Genomic DNA, 16,364 nt, shown 5'->3' on the forward strand with positions numbered 1-16,364 from the left:
TGGGCGCCGTGGTGCGTCGTCAGCAGGCCGGGCGGTGGCGGGTGGTGGGGCGTCGTGGTGGCGGTCTCAGCCGGCCGGGCGCCCGGTGTCGTCCGGCCACACCCCGATGTGGTCCTGCTCCAGTTCCAGCATCACCCGGTCCTCCATGCCGAGGGCCGCGGTGTACTCGGCGGGCAGCTGGAGCCGGCCTGCCCGGTCCAGCGTCGCGAACTCCCGTGCCACCAGGGACTCCTGGCCCTCCGCGTCGACCTCCGTGCGGCGCAGCACCTCCGTCGAGGTACGGCCGTCACGGATCGCGACCGCGCGCCGGACCTCCCCGGCGACCGCCTGGTCGTGCGTGACGATCACGATCGTCGTGCCCAGCTCCTCGTTGGCCCGGCGGAACGCCGCGAAGACTTCTGCGCCGGTGGCCGAGTCCAGCTCGCCGGTCGGCTCGTCGGCGAGCAGCACGGACGGCGAGTTGGCGAGGGCCACGGCGATCGCTACCCGCTGCTGCTGCCCGCCGGACATCTGCGGCGGACGGCGGCCGTGGCAGTCGGCGACGCCGAGCATCGCGAGCAGTTCCCGCGCCCGCTCGGCCCGCCGCTTCCCGAGGCCCCGCCCGCCCTTCAACTGCATGGGCAGCGCCACGTTCTGGGCCGCCGTCAGATAGGGGAGGAGATTGCGGGCCGTCTGCTGCCAGACGAAACCGACCACCTCACGGCGGTAGCGCAGCCGGTCCTTCGCGTTCATGGTGAGCAGATCGCGGCCCGCGACCCGCGCGGCGCCCGCGGTGGGCACGTCGAGGCCGGCGAGGATGTTCATCAGGGTCGACTTGCCGCTTCCCGAGGCGCCGACCAGAGCCATCAACTCGCCTTCCTGGACCAGCAGATCGAGTCCCTGGAGGGCCTGTACCTCCACCCCGGCGGAGCCGCCGCGCCCAGGGGAGTCGCCCCCGGCCGCCCGGCCTGAGAAGATGCGGACCAGCCGGTCGCAGGCGATCAGAGCGTCCCGCCCGTACGCGGGCCGGTCGCGGCGTGCCGCCGCCCGATGCTCCAGCTCCGCCAGGCTCGTCCGCGAGGTCGTCGCACGGGTCATCGCATGCCTCCTGTCCTGAGTTCGGTGATCGACGTACGGCGCCCCGCCCACCAGGCCTGCGCGACGGCCACCGCCCACGCCAGCAGCACGGTGCCCGCCGCGGGCAGGAGCAGCGACCACACGTCGGTACGCAGCGACGCGCCGACCACCGGCACGCGGCCCGCCGCGCCGGCCAGCGCGAGACGTTCCAGGTCGATGCCGGGGGCGAGCAGCCGGACCGTGGCCCAGCCGGTGAGGATCCCGCCCGAGGCCGCGAGCAGCGCCTGGGGCAGCGCGTCCAGGCTGAGCAGCCGACGGCCCTGGCGGGGCGTGAGGCCCATGGTGCGCAGCCGGGCCAGCAGCGCGGCCCGTTCCGGCGCGGACTGAAGGAGGGAGAGCAGCAGGGCGAGTACGGCGTACCCCGCACCGGCCAGGGCGGCCGTGGTGTAGATCCGCTCGGCGCCCGCCTGCAACGGCGCATCGGAGAGCGCCACCCGTTGCTCGCCGCGCAAGGTCACGGAGAGGCCCTTCCCGGCGCCGCGCACGGCCGTCCGCAGCGCCGGTGCGTCGAGCGTGGCACCGGTCACCAGCAGCGTCGTCGGATCGGAGTGTTCGAGGCCCGCGGCGTCGACCAGCAGGAAGTCGGCGCCGGGGGCGGCGGGCGTGCGGGAGCGTACGGCGGCGATCCGGACGGTGACGTCACCGGCGAGGGACGTGATCCGACGCGGTGCGTGGCCCAGGCGCCTGGCGAGACCGGGGGAGGCGACGGCGTTCAGCACACCCCCTGTCCGTACACCCTCTGACGTCCCCTTCGGCGTCAACACGTCGGCGGGGAAGGCCCCGAGGCCCGTCTGCCGGGCCAGCCGGGCGTACGACGCCGGCTCGACCCCGATCAGCGTCAGGCCCTCCTTCGCCCCTGCCCCGCCGGAGGTGAGCTCCGCCGTGCGCTCGATCTGCACGGCCGTCACCCCACGTACGCCCGCGACCTTCCGTACCGCCCCTGCCACGCCCGCCGGGAGCGGCGTCACCTCACCCGGCCCCGCGATCCGCGCGTCCGCGCCGGTCGCCAGCAGCGCGGCCCGGTCCCGGGCGTCGGACACCCCGGCGAGCACGGAACCCCCGAACGCCGCCGTCGTCAGGGCCAGCAACACTGCCAGCAGAGGCAGCGCGACGCCCACCGTCGAGGAGCGTCCCGCGCGGGCCAGCGACAGGAAACCGACCACCCCGCGCCCTCGCGCGGCCGGGCGGGCTGCCCACCGCAGGGGCAGCGGATACAGCCGTACGAGCACCAGCGCCGCGATCAGCCCGACCAGGACCGGAGCGGCGCTCACCAGCAGGTCGCCCGCGCTGGACGCGCCGCGCCGCCGCAGCGCCACGACCGAGCCGACGGCCAGCACCAGCACGGTGAGTTCGGCGACCGTGCGGCGCCTGCCGGGCCTGACGTGGGCGAGATCGTCGCGCTCCGCGTGCGCCCGCGGCCTGCGGTGCGCCACGACCGCCCGCACCGGCAGTACGGCACAGGCGAGGAGCGCGACGGCGGACGCCCCGAGCACGGCGGGCAGGAGCCGGGCCTCGTCGACGGTGAGTACGGCGAGCAGCAGACCGGCGGCGGCCGAGGGCACCGCCACGACCGCGGTCTCGGCGAGGAGCCGTCCGGCGATCCCGCGCAGCGAGCCGCCCCGCGCGCGCAGCAGGGCGAGTTCGGTGGCCCGGCGGACGGCGACCAGCCCGCCGGCCATGACCAGGACGACGGCGGCGACCGCGCCGATCCCGAACGCTGCGACCGCCACGACGGGCGTGATCGCCGCGCGGGTCGTCGTGTAGGAGCCGACGACCGTCTCCAGGTCGGTAGCGACGGTCGCGGTGCTCCCGGCGATCTCGCGCATCCGCAGCAGCTCGGGCCCGCCTTCGAGGGAGGCGATCCGGGAGACGAGCCCCGGGACGTCCTGTGCGGTGAGCCCTCCGGTGGCGGGGGCGAACCGCCAGTACAGCTCCGGCTGCCCCTGGCTGCCGAGGAGCACCGGGGCGGCGCCGGGCGCCAGCAGGAGGCCCGCCTCCCAGTAGAACTGCGGCGGGAGGGACGGGTCCGCGGCCACGCCCGGGGTGCGCAGGACCGGCTCCGCGGACCAGTAGCCGCCCTGCGGATGCCGGGGCTCCACGATCCCGGTGATCCGCACGACCAGCGGCGCGCCCCCGAAGCCGTCCACGTCGATGACGGAACCGACCCGCAGCCGCAGCGTCCGGGCGGTCGCCTCGGTCACGGCGGCCTCGACCTTCCTGGTGTCCGCCGTCAGGTCCCCGGCGGCGATGGGGAGCCGTCCGCCGCGCACGATGGAGTGGGCGGCGAGTTCCGACTGCGCGGCCAGCGTGAAACGGGGCGGCGCGTCGATCACCGGCAGCCAGTGATTCAGTCCGACGAGGCTCTTGGAGGTCCGCACCCCGTAGGCCGACTCCGTCGTGTCCGCCCGCAGCGGCGCGGGCAGCCTGGCCAGCGCCGCGCGTCGGACGGCCGCGAGTGCCGGGGGCCGCACCGCCTTCTCCCGGGTGGACCGCGCGATCTCCAACCCCGGCTGCGGCGCGCTCAGTTCCACCGAGGTGGCGGCCGGGGGCGCCCCGGCGATCTCCTGCCGCAGCCCTTTCGTCTCATACGCGTCAAGGGCCCGCGGCAGCGCCGCCGCGAGGAACGCCGTGACCAGCACGAGCACTCCGAACGCGACGGCCGCCCCGGGGGCGGTCCGCAGCCGCGTCCGCACCCAGGGCGCCACACCGCGCTCCGTGCGCTGCCTCCACCACGCCATCTCAGCTGTCCCCCTGGTGGCGGAGCGCGACCGCCGGGTCGGCGCGGCGCACCGCCGTCGCGGCGCTGATCAGCAGGGGCAGGGCCGCGACGCCCACGAGGAGCAGCGCCACCTGGGACACCGGGAGTTCGACGAGGACGCGGGGGACCGGCCGCGCGGCCCCCGGGGTCAGCACGATCAGGGGGACGACGGCCCGGGTCAGGACGGTGCCGAGGCCGAGACCGGCGAGCAGACCGGCCCCGATCAGCAGGCCCTGCTCCACGGCGACCAGCCGGGCGAGTTCCCGGCGGCCCGCGCCCAGGGCCCGGAGCACGGCGAACTCCGCGGACCGCTCGCGCCGGGAGCCTGCGGTGCTCACCGCGAAGCCGCCCGCGGCGAGGGCCGCGGCGGCCACCGCCACCGCCATCAGCGCCGCGCGGGGCCCGGCGCCGAGCGGGTCGCCCAGCAGCCGGTCCGCGGCCTCGTCCCGTACGAGCACCTGGTCCGGCTCGACGTCGGGGCGGGCCCGCAGCGCGGCCGCCACCTTCGCGGCCCCGCCGGGGGCGGTGCTCAGCCACCATTCGGCGGGTGCGAGCGGAGCGCGTGCGCGCTGCGCGAACACGGCGTTCACGGCGCGCAGATCCAGCAACAGCGCGCCCCCGTCCGCCACTTCCGCCCCGCCCTCGTCCGACGCTCCCGCCGCGCCCCCGTCCGCCGCCGCGTCCGCGGTGGCCCCGGCCCAGGCCGTGCCCGCCCCGGTCGTCGGCAGCTCGCTCACCGACCGCACGATCGTCACCCGCAGCCGCTCCCCGTCCAGCGTCACGTCGATGCTCTCGCCCGGCTCGGTCCCGGCCGCGCGCAGAAAGGCCCGGGTGGCGACGGCCGCGATCCGTGCCGGGGGCGTGGCCCGCGCGGCGTCGAGGCGGACGGTGAACTCCGGCGGACCGGAGGGCGACTCGTCGCTCCCGGGCGCGGCGCCCGTCCCGTACGTGACCGTCAACGGCGCCGTCTTCGAGGCGGCCGGACGCAGGGCCGTCGACGGGTGCGCCGCTCCGTCCGCCGTCTCGGTCCTGCTGCCCCGCCAGCTCACCCCGGCGGGCACCGCGACCGCGCGGGCGGTCCCGTCGGGGCCCGTGGACAGCATCCGTACGACGGTCAGCCGGTGCTGTTCGGGATCGCCCGCGGGAACCGTGCCGTCGAGCTGCAGCCCGGTCAGCCGCAGTGGCCCGGCCGGCGTGGCGCGGGCGCCCGAAGCCGACACGTCCAGGTCGAGGGTGACCCGGTGGACCCGCCCGTCGACGGGTATCTTCCCGGCGTTCAGCCGGTACGCGATGCCGTAGCCGTCCTCGACGACGACGGTGACCAGGGGCGCGAGTCCGGAAGGGGAACGCCCCGTCTTCGTCCCCTCGCCCGCCCTCGTACCCCCGCCCGCCCTCGTACCCCCGCCCGTTGCCGCCGTCTCGTCGGTGATCCGCAGATCGAGCGCGAGCCGCCGGGTGCCCTTGGGCAGCGACACCGAGGGCCCGGCCGCCTTCTCCCGAGGCGCGAGACCCCGCAGCAGCCGCTCCACGGGCTCGTCGCCGAGGTCGCCGCGCATCAGCATCCCCTCCCCGGCGTGCGCCGTGTCCAGAGCGAGCACCGTCGCCCTACGGCCGCCGGAGAGGTCCGTGGTGGCGCGGTAGGCGGGAGCGGCGTCCCGTACCCCGGGCAGCGCGGCGTACAGACCGGTCTGGCCCGGGCTGCCCGGCCTGCCGTCCAGCACCCGTACGGAAGCGCCCGTCCCGAAGTCCGCCTGGTCGCCCTGCGACCGCTGCCACGAAGCGCTCTGCCCGATCGCCAGCATCCCGGTCGTCACGGCCAGGACCAGCAGCAGCACCGGCCCCGCCCCGCGCAGCGGACGCCGGCTGAACTGCCAGCCCGCCAGCGCCGCGGGAAGGCCCCGCCCGCTCGCGGCGCGCCGCTCCGCGAGCCGCGCCCCCAGCGGCAGCAGCCGCAGCGTCAGCACCGTGCCGGCCAGCAGTGCCAGCGCGGGCGCCGCGACCAGCAGCGGATCGACGCCCAGATCGCCCGCCCGGTCGCGGCTGAGCGCGCCGCCACCGAACGAGCCGGTCTGCCGGTCGAGTTGCCAGTACGCCACCGCCGCGAGCAACAGCAGCCCCACGTCGGCACCCGCCCGCACCGGCGCCGCGCCCGCCGCGGCCCGCACCCGACGCAGCCGGGGCGGCGCACCCGACGTCGCGGCCAGCGCGGGCGCCACGACCGCCGCCGCACAGCACACCGCGACCCCGGCCGCGACCAGCCACACCTGGAGCACCGGAGCGTCCCCGAGCCGCACCCCGGTCCGGTCGACGGACGACCACCGGGCGAGCAGCCGCACCAGCGGGCCGGACAACAGCGCGGCACCCACCGCCGCCGGTACGGCCAGCAGCAGCGCCTCCAGCGCGGCGAGGCCCGTGATCCGGCGGCGCGAGGCACCCCGCGCCTTCAGCAGATCGGTCTCGCCCGCCCGCTCGGTGTCGAGCAGCCGGGCCACCAGCAGCAGCGCGTACCCGGCGAGCAGCACCAGCTGGACGGAGACGATCATCAGCGTGGACCGGGACACGAGCAGCGCCCGCCCGGTCCGGTCGAGTACGGCGGGCAGCGCCGTCCGCACGGTCGCGCCCGCTCCGAGCGCCGGGTTCCTGCCCAGTGCTTCGGGTTCGCGCGCCGAGGCCTCGCGCAGCGCGTCGATGCCGTCGGTGGTCAGGCTCCGGTAGTCGGCCGTCGCCACCCACCCGGTGGTGCCCGCGGAGGTGCGGGAGGCGAGGACGGACGGGTCGGCGAGCAGCGGGCCGTAGGTGGTGAAGTCGACGGTGCGCACCCCGTGGCCGCCGACGGTGTCCAGCTGCCAGTACGGATCCGCGCTGTCGGCTACCCGGTACACGCCGGTGACCCGGACCGTCAGGGGCGCGCCGCCTAGCCGGTCGGTGAGCGCGATCCGTGCTCCGGGACGCACGTTCAGCCGGTCGGCGGCGACTTCGGGCAGCGCGACGGGCACGGGAGCGGTGCGCGCCGCCGGGCCGGGCAGTGTGCCCGAGACCAGCCTGATCCGCGACCGGTCAAGAGCGGCGAAGTGGGTGAGGTCCGGTTGCCCCGCGCGGGCATCGCTGCCCTGGAGGGAGCGGGGCAGCGCGTACGGCCCCGAGCTGCGCAACGTCCGTACGGTCACCGGAAGCCCGGCGAAGGTCCTGCGCGCGCCGCGGACCGCCGCGTCCTGGGCCTCCTTCTCCCGTCCGCGGGGCACGTCGGCGCCGATGACGAGCGAGGCGGAGGTCGCGGCCGGGCCGCTCAGGTTCTGTCGGAGCGCGGCGTCCCCGACCGAGGCGGAGAACGCGGCGAGGGCGGCCAGCACCGAGGTGGTCAGCAGCACCGCGAGCAGGGCAGCGCCGAGCAGCAGCCGATGCGCCCGAACGCGCAGCAACAAGAAGCCCGTCACTCGTCCCCCACCCGATTGCCGAGCCACCCCCTCGCCAACCCGACATGAATATCATGGGGTTCCCGCTCTGGGCACATGAGTTCCATTCCGTAGGGGGTGCGTCGATGACGGAGAACACCGGCACGCGGTCCGGTGCCGCCCTCGTGGGCGAATCCGCCGACGAGCCGATGGTGCGGGTGGAGAACCTGCACCACTCGTACGGCACGGGCGCCGTGGCCGTGCACGCGCTGCGCGGGGCCTCCTTCGAGCTGCGGCGCGGCGAACTCGTCGCCCTCAAGGGCCGGTCGGGCTCCGGCAAGACGACCCTGCTCCATCTGATCGGCGGCCTCGACCGTCCGGACCGCGGCCGCGTCGTCATCGACGGCACCGACCTGTCCGCGCTCGGTGAGAACGAGCTGCTGGAACTGCGCCGCGACCGGATCGGCTACATCTTCCAGTCCTTCGGACTCATCCCCATCCTCACCGCGGCCGAGAACGTGGGAGTGCCGCTGCGGCTGCGCAGAGCCGACCCCCGCGAACGCGAGGAGCGCGTGGCCCTGCTGCTCGCCCTCGTCGGGCTCGCCGACCACAGGGACCAGCGCCCGGCGGAACTCTCCGGCGGGCAGCAGCAGCGGGTGTCCATCGCCCGCGCCCTCGCCAACCACCCTGCCCTGCTGCTCGCCGACGAGCCGACCGGACAGCTGGACGCGCAGACCGGCCTGGCGGTGATGGAACTGCTGCGGGCGGTGGTCGCCAGTGAGGGCGTCACGGCCCTGGTCGCCACGCACGACCCCCAACTCCTGGGCCTGGCCGACCGCGTACTGGAACTGGGCGACGGCGAGGTCGTCGAGCACTGACGGTGGAGGGGCTACGGCTCCTTGTACGTCTCCCCGTACACCTTCCACTCCAGCGGCGTGCGCAGGTCCAGGTTCCCGTCGTACAGGAACATCCGCTGGGCCGTGTCGATGCGGGTCGTGTCGCGGTGGGTGCTCTCGGCCTTCATCGCCGCGCGACGGACGTCGAGGAAGATGTCGAGGTAGGCCTTCTCGGAGCCGCCCTCGGCGGGGGTGTCGGCCTGGGCCATGGCACGGGTGCGCAGGTCGTGGAAGCCGCCCGCGCCGGTGCCGGGCCCGTGCATGACCATGGCGTCGTAGTAGATGAACCGGCCCAGCGTGCCGAGGCCGTCGAGTTTGGCGCGGCGCACCGCGGGGTCGAAGTAGACGCGGTCCCGCTCGGCGTCCTGCGCCCTGCGGAAGGCGGCCACCGAGGCCTCCTTGCGCCAGGCCGCCGCAAAGCCCGGGTCGAGACCCTTGTGCGAGTCCGTCCCGTCGACCTCGCGCAGGGCGGGGAGGTAGCGGGCGAGGCCGTTGCCCGGATGGTCCTTCGTGTAGCCCTCGACCAGGACGAGCAGATCGTGGGTGCCGGTGCAGAAGCCGATGAGGCCCGCCGTGTAGCCCTGGCCGTCGCCGATGTCCTCGATATAGGCGTACGCGCTGCGCCAGTCGAGCGTGGAGTTCTCCGCGCTCGCCACGAGCTTCTGCGCCAGCTCCTTCTTGTCCGGGGTGGCGAGGCCCGCGCCCGCCGGTCGCTCTGCGCCCTGGCGGGCCCGCGCGTGCCCGGCCGCCCCGCTCGCGTCCGTGAGTCCCGGGGCGAGGAAGCAGACCGCCGCCGCGACCGGGGGGAGCACCGTGAGCAGGAGGAGCCGAGCACGTTTCATGGGTTCAGCCCAGGGAGCGCTCAGGCCGCTCCGCTCGTCAGCTCGGACACCTTTCCGACCGCCGTGATCACCAGCAGTGCCAACAGCGCGGCGCACGCGGCCGCTTGGACCAGAGCCCGGCGGCGGTCCCGGGGCGCGTACGCGTAGGCGAGCGTGACCACACCGCCCGCCAGCAGTCCGCCGAGGTGGCCCTGCCAGGAGGTGAGTCCCGCCGAGATGAGCAGCCACAGCAGCAGGCCCGCCATGAAGCGGTTGACGGCGCTCATGTCGGCGCCCAGCCGGCGGGCCATGACGTAGTACGCGGCCCCCAGCCCGAAGATGGCACCCGACGCACCGAGTGTGGGCGTGTACGGCGCGATCACCAGCACGAGGACCGAGCCGCCGAGCGCCGAGAGCAGATAGAGCGTGACGAAGCGGATCCGGCCGAGCTGGGCCTCCACCACCCGGCCCAGGTTCCACAGCGAGACCATGTTCATCACGATGTGCAGAATCCCGAACGTGCCCTCGGTGGGCGGCAGATGGAGGAACGCGCCGGTCAGCATCCGGTACCACTCCCCGTCGACCACGCCCTCCGGGTGGAAGTCGTAGGGGTACTGGGCCTGCCAGACGTAGTGCCCGCCGTCGGGCCCCGCCAGCCCCGCGCCCAGCATCTCGAACCGGTTCACGATCGCCGGGCGCACCACCTCGCCCACATAGGCCAGCACGTTGAGCGCGATCAGGACGTACGTCACCACGGGCACGGTCGAGATACGGCCGCCGAACGCCGTGCGGGCCTGCCGGATCGTCCTGGCGCCCTCCTTCACGCACTCCACGCACTGGTGACCGACGGCCGCCTCGCGCATGCAGTCCGGGCAGATGTAGCGGTCGCACCGTGTGCAGCGCACATGGGACTCCACCTTGGGATGGCGATAGCAGGTGGTGACGGCGGATTCGGTGGACTTGGCGGATTCAGTGGATTCAGTGGATTCGGATTCCACGACCGGCTCCTCGCGGGTACGGAGATCAGGGGGACGATGAGCCGGTGGGGTCGGCGGCGAACAAAATAGCGAACGCCCATGTGGGAGGGGGACGGCAGGGGCTGGCGGTGCCGTAATCTCGGCGTTTCCGCAACCCTCGCGCGATGGGAGCCCCGCATGGCCGGAATCAGCCTCACCAAGGTGGAGGAGACCGCACCCGCGCTGGTCAGCCTGTACAAGAGCGCCGGTGTCTCCCTCACCAAGCACGGGCTGAGCGGACAGCGGGCCGCGGTGTACCTGGTCGTCGACTACTCCGGGTCGATGAAGCCGTACTACAAGGACGGCAGTGTGCAGGCGCTGGCGGACCGGGTGCTCGGTCTGTCGGCGCACCTCGACGACGACGGCACCGTCCCTGTCGTCTTCTTCTCCACGGACATCGACGCGGTCACGGACATCGCGCTCGCCAACCACCAGGGCCGGGTGGAGGAGATCGTGGCCGGGCTCGGCCATATGGGGAAGACCAGTTACCACCTGGCCATGGACGCGGTCATCGACCACTACCTCGACAGCGGCTCCAAGGACCCCGCCCTGGTCGTCTTCCAGACCGACGGCGGCCCCATCAACAAGCTCGCCGCCGAACGGTACTTGTGCAAGGCGGCGAAGCTTCCGCTGTTCTGGCAGTTCATAGGGTTCGGTGACCCGGACAGCAAGCAGTTCGAGTTCCTGCGCAAACTCGACGAGCTGCCGGTGCCGCAGAAGCGGGTCGTCGACAACGCCGGTTTCTTCCACGCGGGTTCGCAGCCTCGGAAGGTCTCCGACGCCGAGCTGTACGACCGGATCGTGGGCGACTTCCCCCAGTGGCTGACGGCCGCGCGCGAGCGGGGGATCGTCCAGTGACCGTGCGTGTCCTGCCGGCCGCCGGGCGGGTCGGTGTGCCCTGGAAGAACGGTGGCGGGGTGACGCGCGAGATCGTCGCCCGGCCCGAGGGCGCGGACATGGGGGACTTCGAGTGGCGGGTGAGCCTGGCCGACGTCGGCGGCGACGGGCCGTTCTCGGCGTTCGCCGACGTGGACCGGATCCTCACCATGGTCGAGGGGGAGGGGATGGACCTGACCGTCGGCGGCGAACACCGCCGGGTCGACACGCGGTTCGTCCCACAACGCTTCCCCGGTGACCTGCCGACCGGCTGCCGCCTGATCGGCGGCCCGGTCGTCAACCTCAACGTCATGTGGCACCGGGGCGCCGCCGCGGCCCCCACCGTCACGGTCGCCGCCCCTCGCCGATCCCTCGCCCTCCCGGCGGGCCCGGCCGTCCTTGTCGTCGCCCTCGACGGCACGGCCGAGGTGGCCGGGGTGACTCTCGGGCGCTACGACGCCGTGCTCCTGACCAACGAGAAGACAACACTCCACGCAACCGCCCACACCGCGGTGATCACCCTCACGCCGAGCGGCTGAGCCCCCGCCCCCAAACCCCCGATCGGCCTGAACGGCCTCGTCCTCAAACGCCGGACGGGCTGAAGGTGTGAACCGGCGCAGACAAGAGCGCCCCGTCAGGGGCGCGGGGAACTGCGCGATCAACCCCCACCCACCCGCAGGTTGAGAGCCACCCGGGGGGCTGGGGGCGGAGCCCCCAAGTCGGGATGATGGGGGTCCCCCCTGCTCGAGCGAAGCCGAGAGCTTGGGGGAGGGTAGGGGCGGCGGGGGCGAGGGACAGGTGGGGGGTGACGCGCCGTTGGCTTCGGGGTGGTGTCGTGCCACCCTGGTGGGCCGAGGGGGGTGGCCCATGGACGCGGGAGAGATCAACTCCGGGCGGGGGCAAGGGACTTCACGTGCGGGGCGGCGGGGCGAGACGCCGGGGGGCGAGCGGCTGGCGGACTGGGCCGACGGCCGGCTCGGCCTCTACACCCTGGCCAAGGCCAACATGCGCAAGGTCTTCCCGGACCACTGGTCCTTCATGCTCGGCGAGGTCTGCCTCTACAGCTTCCTGATCCTGATCCTGACCGGCGTCTACCTCACGCTCTTCTTCGAGCCGAGCGCCTCCGAGGTCGTCTACCACGGCCCGTACGAGCCGCTCAACGGCATCCTCATGACCCGCGCCTACGAGTCCACCCTCCACATCAGCTTCGAGGTCCGCGGCGGACTCCTGGTCCGGCAGATCCACCACTGGGCGGCGATCGTCTTCCTCGCCGGCATGCTCGTGCACATGATGCGCGTCTTCTTCACCGGCGCGTTCCGCAAGCCCCGCGAGGTCAACTGGCTGTTCGGCTGGACCCTGTTGATGCTCGGCCTGATCACCGGCCTGACCGGCTACTCGCTCCCCGACGACCTGCTCTCCGGCACCGGCGTCCGCTTCGCCCAGGGCGCGATCCTGTCGGTCCCGATCGTGGGAACGTACCTCTCCTTCTTCCTCTTCGGAGGCGAGTTCCCGGGCCACGACATCATTCCGCGCTTCTTCCCGATCCACGTCCTCCTGCTGCCGGGCATCATGCTGGGCCTGGTGGTCGCCCATCTGATCCTGGTCTTCTACCACAAGCACACGCAGTACCCGGGGCCCGGACGCGACCAGAAGTCGGTCGTCGGGATGCCGTTCATGCCGGTCTACATGGCCAAGGCGGGCGGGTTCTTCTTCCTCGTGTTCGGGGTGCTGTCGCTGATGGGGGCGATCGCGACCATCAACCCCGTCTGGGCCTTCGGCCCCTACCGGCCGGACCTGGTGACGACCGGCGCACAGCCCGACTGGTACCTCGGCTTCTCCGAGGGGCTCATCCGGGTGATGCCGGGATGGGAGATCAACGCCTGGGGCCACACCCTCCAACTGGGCGTGTTCATCCCCTTCTCCCTCTTCCCGCTGATCATGACCGCCATCGCCGTCTACCCGTTCATCGAGGCGTGGATCACCGGGGACAGACGGGAACACCACATCCTGGACCGGCCGCGCAACGTCCCCACCCGCACCGGGCTCGGCGTCGCCTGGCTGACGCTGTACGGAGTGCTGCTGGTCGGCGGCGGCAACGACCTGTGGGCCACCCACTTCCACCTCTCCATCAACGCCATCACCTGGTTCGTACGGGTCTCCTTCTTCGTCGCCCCGGCCCTCGCCTTCGTCGTCACGCGCCGGATCTGCATGGGCCTGCAGCGACGGGACCGCGACAAGGTGCTGCACGGAAGGGAGTCCGGGATCATCCGGATGCTTCCGCACGGCGAGTACGTCGAGGTGCACGAGCCGCTCTCACCGGCGCAGCGGTTCACGCTCACCCAGCACGAGCAGCCCCCGCCGTACGAGGTGGGACCACTCGTGGACGCGAACGGCGTCGCCCGACGGGTCGGCCCCGGCCGCAGGCTGCGCGCCCGGCTCGCCCGCGCCATGTACGGGCCCGACACCCAGATCCCGAAGCCGACGCCGGAGGAGTACCGGGAACTCACCAGCGGCGATCACCACCACTGAGCACCTCGGCCCGGCACTCGGCCGGGGTGCCCCAAGCGGTACGCAGGGCACGGGCCTTGGCCAGCCACAGGGACAGGTCGTACTCCGCGGTGTAGCCGATCGCGCCGTGCAGCTGGAGCGCCGTGCGCGCGGTGGCGTACGCGGCCTCGCAGGCCGTGACCTTGGCCGCGGCCACGTCGGCGGGCGCCATTGTCAGAGCCGCGCCGAACAGCAGCGGCCGCGCGAACTCCAGGGCGATCTTCGCGTCGGCGAGGCGATGCTTGACCGCCTGGAACGAGCCGACGGGGACGCCGAACTGGGTGCGCTGCTTGACGTAGGCGACGGTCCGGTCGAGGAGTGCGAGGCCGACGCCGAGGGCCTGGGCGGCGGTGGCGAGCCGGGCCCAGCCGAGGGCATGGGCGACGGGAGGGGCGGTGGAGAGCAGTTCACCGCCTGGTGACAGGTGCGTGAGGCGGCGGGCGGGGTCCAGGGAGGTGCGTACCGGGCCGTGGCCGGGCGTCAGACGCAGTCCGTCGGCGGCCAGGGCGAGGCGGGTGGTCGCCGCGTCGCCGTCCAGCGCGTACGCCCCGTCGAGGGCCAGCGTCGCCGACGCCTCGCCCGAGGCCAGCGACGGGAGCAGCCTCCCCGAGGGAAGGGGGTCCGCCAGCTCGGCCAGCAGGGCGGCCGCCGCGACCGTCTCCACCAGCGGCCCAGGCACCGCGTGCCGGCCCAACTCGATGAAGCCCACGGCAAGTTCCACCGGACGTGGACCCAGCCCCTCGTACGCCTCCGGCACCGCGAGCGCGAACACGCCCGCCTTGGCGATACGGGACCACAGCGCGCGGCCGCCGCCGTGGTCGCCGCGGCTCCAGTCCCGTACGACCGACGGGGTGTCCGCGGCCGTCAGCATCGCGTCCAGCGAGTCGGCGAACGCGCGCTGCTCGGCGTCGAGGAGGAAGCGCATCAGCGGCGGCCCTTCGGGAGGCCGAGCAGGCGCTCGGCGATGATGTCACGCTGGATCTCGTTGGTGCCGGCGTAGATCGGACCGGCGAGCGAGAAGACGTACCCCTCGGACCAGTCCGTGTCCGCCGGCTCGCCGTCCGGGCCGAGGAGATCGAGGGCCGTCTCGTGCAGCGCGATGTCGTACTCGGACCAGAAGACCTTGTTCAGGCTGGACTCCGGGCCCATGGTCCCGCCGTCGAGGAAGCGGGAGGCATGGGCGTAGGTGAAGAGCTGGTAGGCGCGGGCGCCGATCACCGCGTCGGCCACCCGGTCGCGCAGCGCCGTGTCCGAGGGGTCGGCGCGACCGCGCCACAGGGCCACCAGACGGTCCGCGGCGGCGAGGAAACGGCCCGGTGAACGCAGCGTCAGCCCTCGCTCGTTGCCCGCCGTCGACATGGCGACCCGCCAGCCCCCGCCCGGCTCGCCGATCACGTCCCTGTCCGGGACGAAGACCTCGTCGAGGAAGACCTCGGCGAAGGCCGGTCTGCCGTCGAGGCGGCCGATGGGGCGCACGGTGACCCCGGGCGCGCGCAGGTCGAACATCAGATAGGTCAGGCCCTGATGAGGCCTCGGCGTGTCCGGCTCACTGCGGAAGAGACCGAACGCGCGGTCGGCGAAGGCGGCCCGCGACGACCAGGTCTTCTGCCCGCTCAGCAGCCAGCCCCCGTCCGTACGCACCGCACGCGAGGTGAGCGAGGCCAGGTCGGAGCCCGCCTCCGGCTCGGACCACGCCTGCGCCCAGACGACCTCCCCGGTGGCCATGGAGGGCAGGATCCGGGCGCGCTGTTCCTCCGTGCCGTGGTCGAAGAGGGTGGGCGCCAGGAGGTTGATGCCGTTCTGGCCGACCCGGCCCGGCGCGCCCGCCGCGTAGTACTCCTCCTCGAACACCAGCCAGCGCACGATGTCCGCGCCCCGGCCGCCGTACACCTCCGGCCAGGACACCACCGACCAGCGGTCCGCGGCGAGTTCGGCCTCCCACACGCGGTGCGCCGCGAAGCCCTCCTCGGTCTCCAGGGAGGGGAGGGACATCCGTGGCACATGGGCGGCGAGCCAGGTCCGGGCCTCGGCGCGGAAGGCCTCGTCGGCGGGGGAGAGGGTCAGATCCATCGGCAGCACCTTCCCTAACAAGTGTTTGGTAGGTTAGCGTGGAGGTATGAGCGACGTCGAGAGTCCGGCGTACGTCACCGGGCACGGGCTGCTGACCGGGCGCACCGCCGTCATCACCGCCGCCGCGGGCGCGGGCATCGGCGGGGCGACGGCGCGCAGGTTCCTGGAGGAGGGGGCGCGGGTGGTCATCAGTGACGCCCACGTCCGCCGCCTCAAGGAGAGCGAAGAGGCCCTCGCCGCGGAGTTCGGCGCGGCGAACGTCGCCTCGCTGCCGTGCGACGTGACGGACGAGCAGCAGGTGGAAGCCCTGTTCGCGCTGGCGGGAGACCTCCACGACGGCCTGGACATCGTCGTCAACAACGCGGGCCTCGGCGGCACTTGTGCCCTCGTCGACATGACCGACGAGCAGTGGTCGAGGGTGCTGGACGTGACACTGAACGGCACGTTCCGGTGCACCCGGGCCGCCCTGCGCCGTTTCAGGGACCAGGGCGGCGGCGGAGTCGTCGTCAACAACGCCTCCGTCATCGGCTGGCGCGCCCAGACCGGTCAGGCGCACTACGCCGCAGCCAAGGCGGGGGTCATGGCCCTCACCCGGTGCGCGGCCGTCGAGGCCGCCGAGTACGGGGTGCGCGTCAACGCGGTCTCACCGAGTCTCGCCATGCACCCGCACCTGGTGAAGGTGACCACACCCGAGCTGCTGGAGGAACTGACGGGCCGCGAGGCCTTCGGCCGCTACGCGCAGCCCTGGGAGGTGGCCAACGTGATCGTGTTCCTGGCGTCCGGCTACTCCTCGTACATGACCGGCGAAGTCGTCTCCGTCAGCAGCCAACATGCGTAGGGCGCCGTCGGCCGGCATCCCTGGGACCACAATG

Annotated in this window: 12 protein-coding genes; 5 read left to right on the top strand and 7 right to left on the bottom strand. The window is 73.6% G+C overall.

Going from position 1 to position 16,364, the window contains the following annotated elements; translation table 11 throughout:
• Positions 1-66: 66 nt before the first annotated feature.
• From ACFVWD_RS28895 to ACFVWD_RS28905, 3 genes are read right to left on the bottom strand one after another with little or no spacing between them, the layout of a single operon-like run.
• Entirely contained in the window at positions 67-1,077 is a 1,011-nt protein-coding gene (locus ACFVWD_RS28895) for an ABC transporter ATP-binding protein (RefSeq protein ID WP_389600255.1), read from the bottom strand.
• Positions 1,074-3,854, bottom strand: coding sequence for an ABC transporter permease (locus ACFVWD_RS28900; RefSeq protein ID WP_389600257.1), 2,781 nt, complete (start codon positions 3,852-3,854; stop codon positions 1,074-1,076). Before ACFVWD_RS28900 ends, ACFVWD_RS28895 begins: the two co-directional genes overlap by 4 nt.
• Position 3,855: 1 nt before the next feature.
• Positions 3,856-7,308: an FtsX-like permease family protein gene (locus ACFVWD_RS28905; protein ID WP_389600259.1), complete on the bottom strand. Its 3,453-nt coding sequence runs from the start codon at positions 7,306-7,308 to the stop codon at positions 3,856-3,858.
• Positions 7,309-7,412: 104 nt separating this feature from the next.
• Between ACFVWD_RS28905 and ACFVWD_RS28910 the strand changes: the two genes are divergently transcribed.
• On the top strand, positions 7,413-8,144 hold the full coding sequence (locus ACFVWD_RS28910; RefSeq protein ID WP_101405695.1) for an ABC transporter ATP-binding protein: 732 nt from the start codon (positions 7,413-7,415) through the stop codon (positions 8,142-8,144).
• Between the two features lie 11 nt (positions 8,145-8,155).
• Here ACFVWD_RS28910 and ACFVWD_RS28915 read toward each other — a convergent pair whose 3' ends face one another.
• Positions 8,156-9,004 carry a chitosanase gene (locus tag ACFVWD_RS28915; protein WP_389600260.1) on the bottom strand — a complete coding sequence of 283 codons (849 nt, stop codon included), beginning with the start codon at positions 9,002-9,004 and terminating at the stop codon, positions 8,156-8,158.
• A gap of 20 nt (positions 9,005-9,024) precedes the next feature.
• Positions 9,025-9,981 carry a rhomboid family intramembrane serine protease gene (locus tag ACFVWD_RS28920; RefSeq protein WP_389600262.1) on the bottom strand — a complete coding sequence of 319 codons (957 nt, stop codon included), beginning with the start codon at positions 9,979-9,981 and terminating at the stop codon, positions 9,025-9,027.
• A gap of 156 nt (positions 9,982-10,137) precedes the next feature.
• Between ACFVWD_RS28920 and ACFVWD_RS28925 the strand changes: the two genes are divergently transcribed.
• From ACFVWD_RS28925 to ACFVWD_RS28935, 3 genes are all read left to right on the top strand, one after another.
• Positions 10,138-10,857, top strand: coding sequence for a vWA domain-containing protein (locus ACFVWD_RS28925; RefSeq protein WP_389600264.1), 720 nt, complete (start codon positions 10,138-10,140; stop codon positions 10,855-10,857).
• A complete protein-coding gene (locus ACFVWD_RS28930; RefSeq protein ID WP_389600265.1) occupies positions 10,854-11,414 on the top strand; it encodes a HutD family protein in 561 nt (186 codons plus the stop codon). The genes ACFVWD_RS28925 and ACFVWD_RS28930 overlap by 4 nt, the downstream gene beginning before the upstream one ends.
• Before the next feature lie 328 nt (positions 11,415-11,742).
• Positions 11,743-13,404, top strand: a complete 1,662-nt coding sequence (locus ACFVWD_RS28935; protein WP_389600266.1) for a cytochrome bc complex cytochrome b subunit — start codon at positions 11,743-11,745, stop codon at positions 13,402-13,404.
• On the opposite strand, the gene ACFVWD_RS28940 is transcribed toward ACFVWD_RS28935, so the two are convergent.
• Together ACFVWD_RS28940 and ACFVWD_RS28945 are read right to left on the bottom strand one after the other, a co-directional pair.
• Positions 13,379-14,347 (bottom strand): acyl-CoA dehydrogenase family protein, encoded by a 969-nt coding sequence (locus tag ACFVWD_RS28940; RefSeq protein WP_389600267.1) that lies wholly within the window; start codon positions 14,345-14,347, stop codon positions 13,379-13,381. The two genes, ACFVWD_RS28935 and ACFVWD_RS28940, sit on opposite strands and share 26 nt — an antisense overlap.
• A complete protein-coding gene (locus tag ACFVWD_RS28945) occupies positions 14,347-15,492 on the bottom strand; it encodes an acyl-CoA dehydrogenase family protein (RefSeq protein ID WP_389600269.1) in 1,146 nt (381 codons plus the stop codon). Before ACFVWD_RS28945 ends, ACFVWD_RS28940 begins: the two co-directional genes overlap by 1 nt.
• Positions 15,493-15,538: 46 nt before the next feature.
• Between ACFVWD_RS28945 and ACFVWD_RS28950 the strand changes: the two genes are divergently transcribed.
• Complete coding sequence (locus ACFVWD_RS28950) at positions 15,539-16,330, top strand: SDR family oxidoreductase (RefSeq protein ID WP_389600271.1); 792 nt, start codon at positions 15,539-15,541, stop codon at positions 16,328-16,330.
• Positions 16,331-16,364 lie beyond the last annotated feature (34 nt).

Origin of the sequence: Streptomyces sp. NPDC058086, from assembly GCF_042885015.1 — a bacterium.
Taxonomy (GTDB): domain Bacteria; phylum Actinomycetota; class Actinomycetes; order Streptomycetales; family Streptomycetaceae; genus Streptomyces.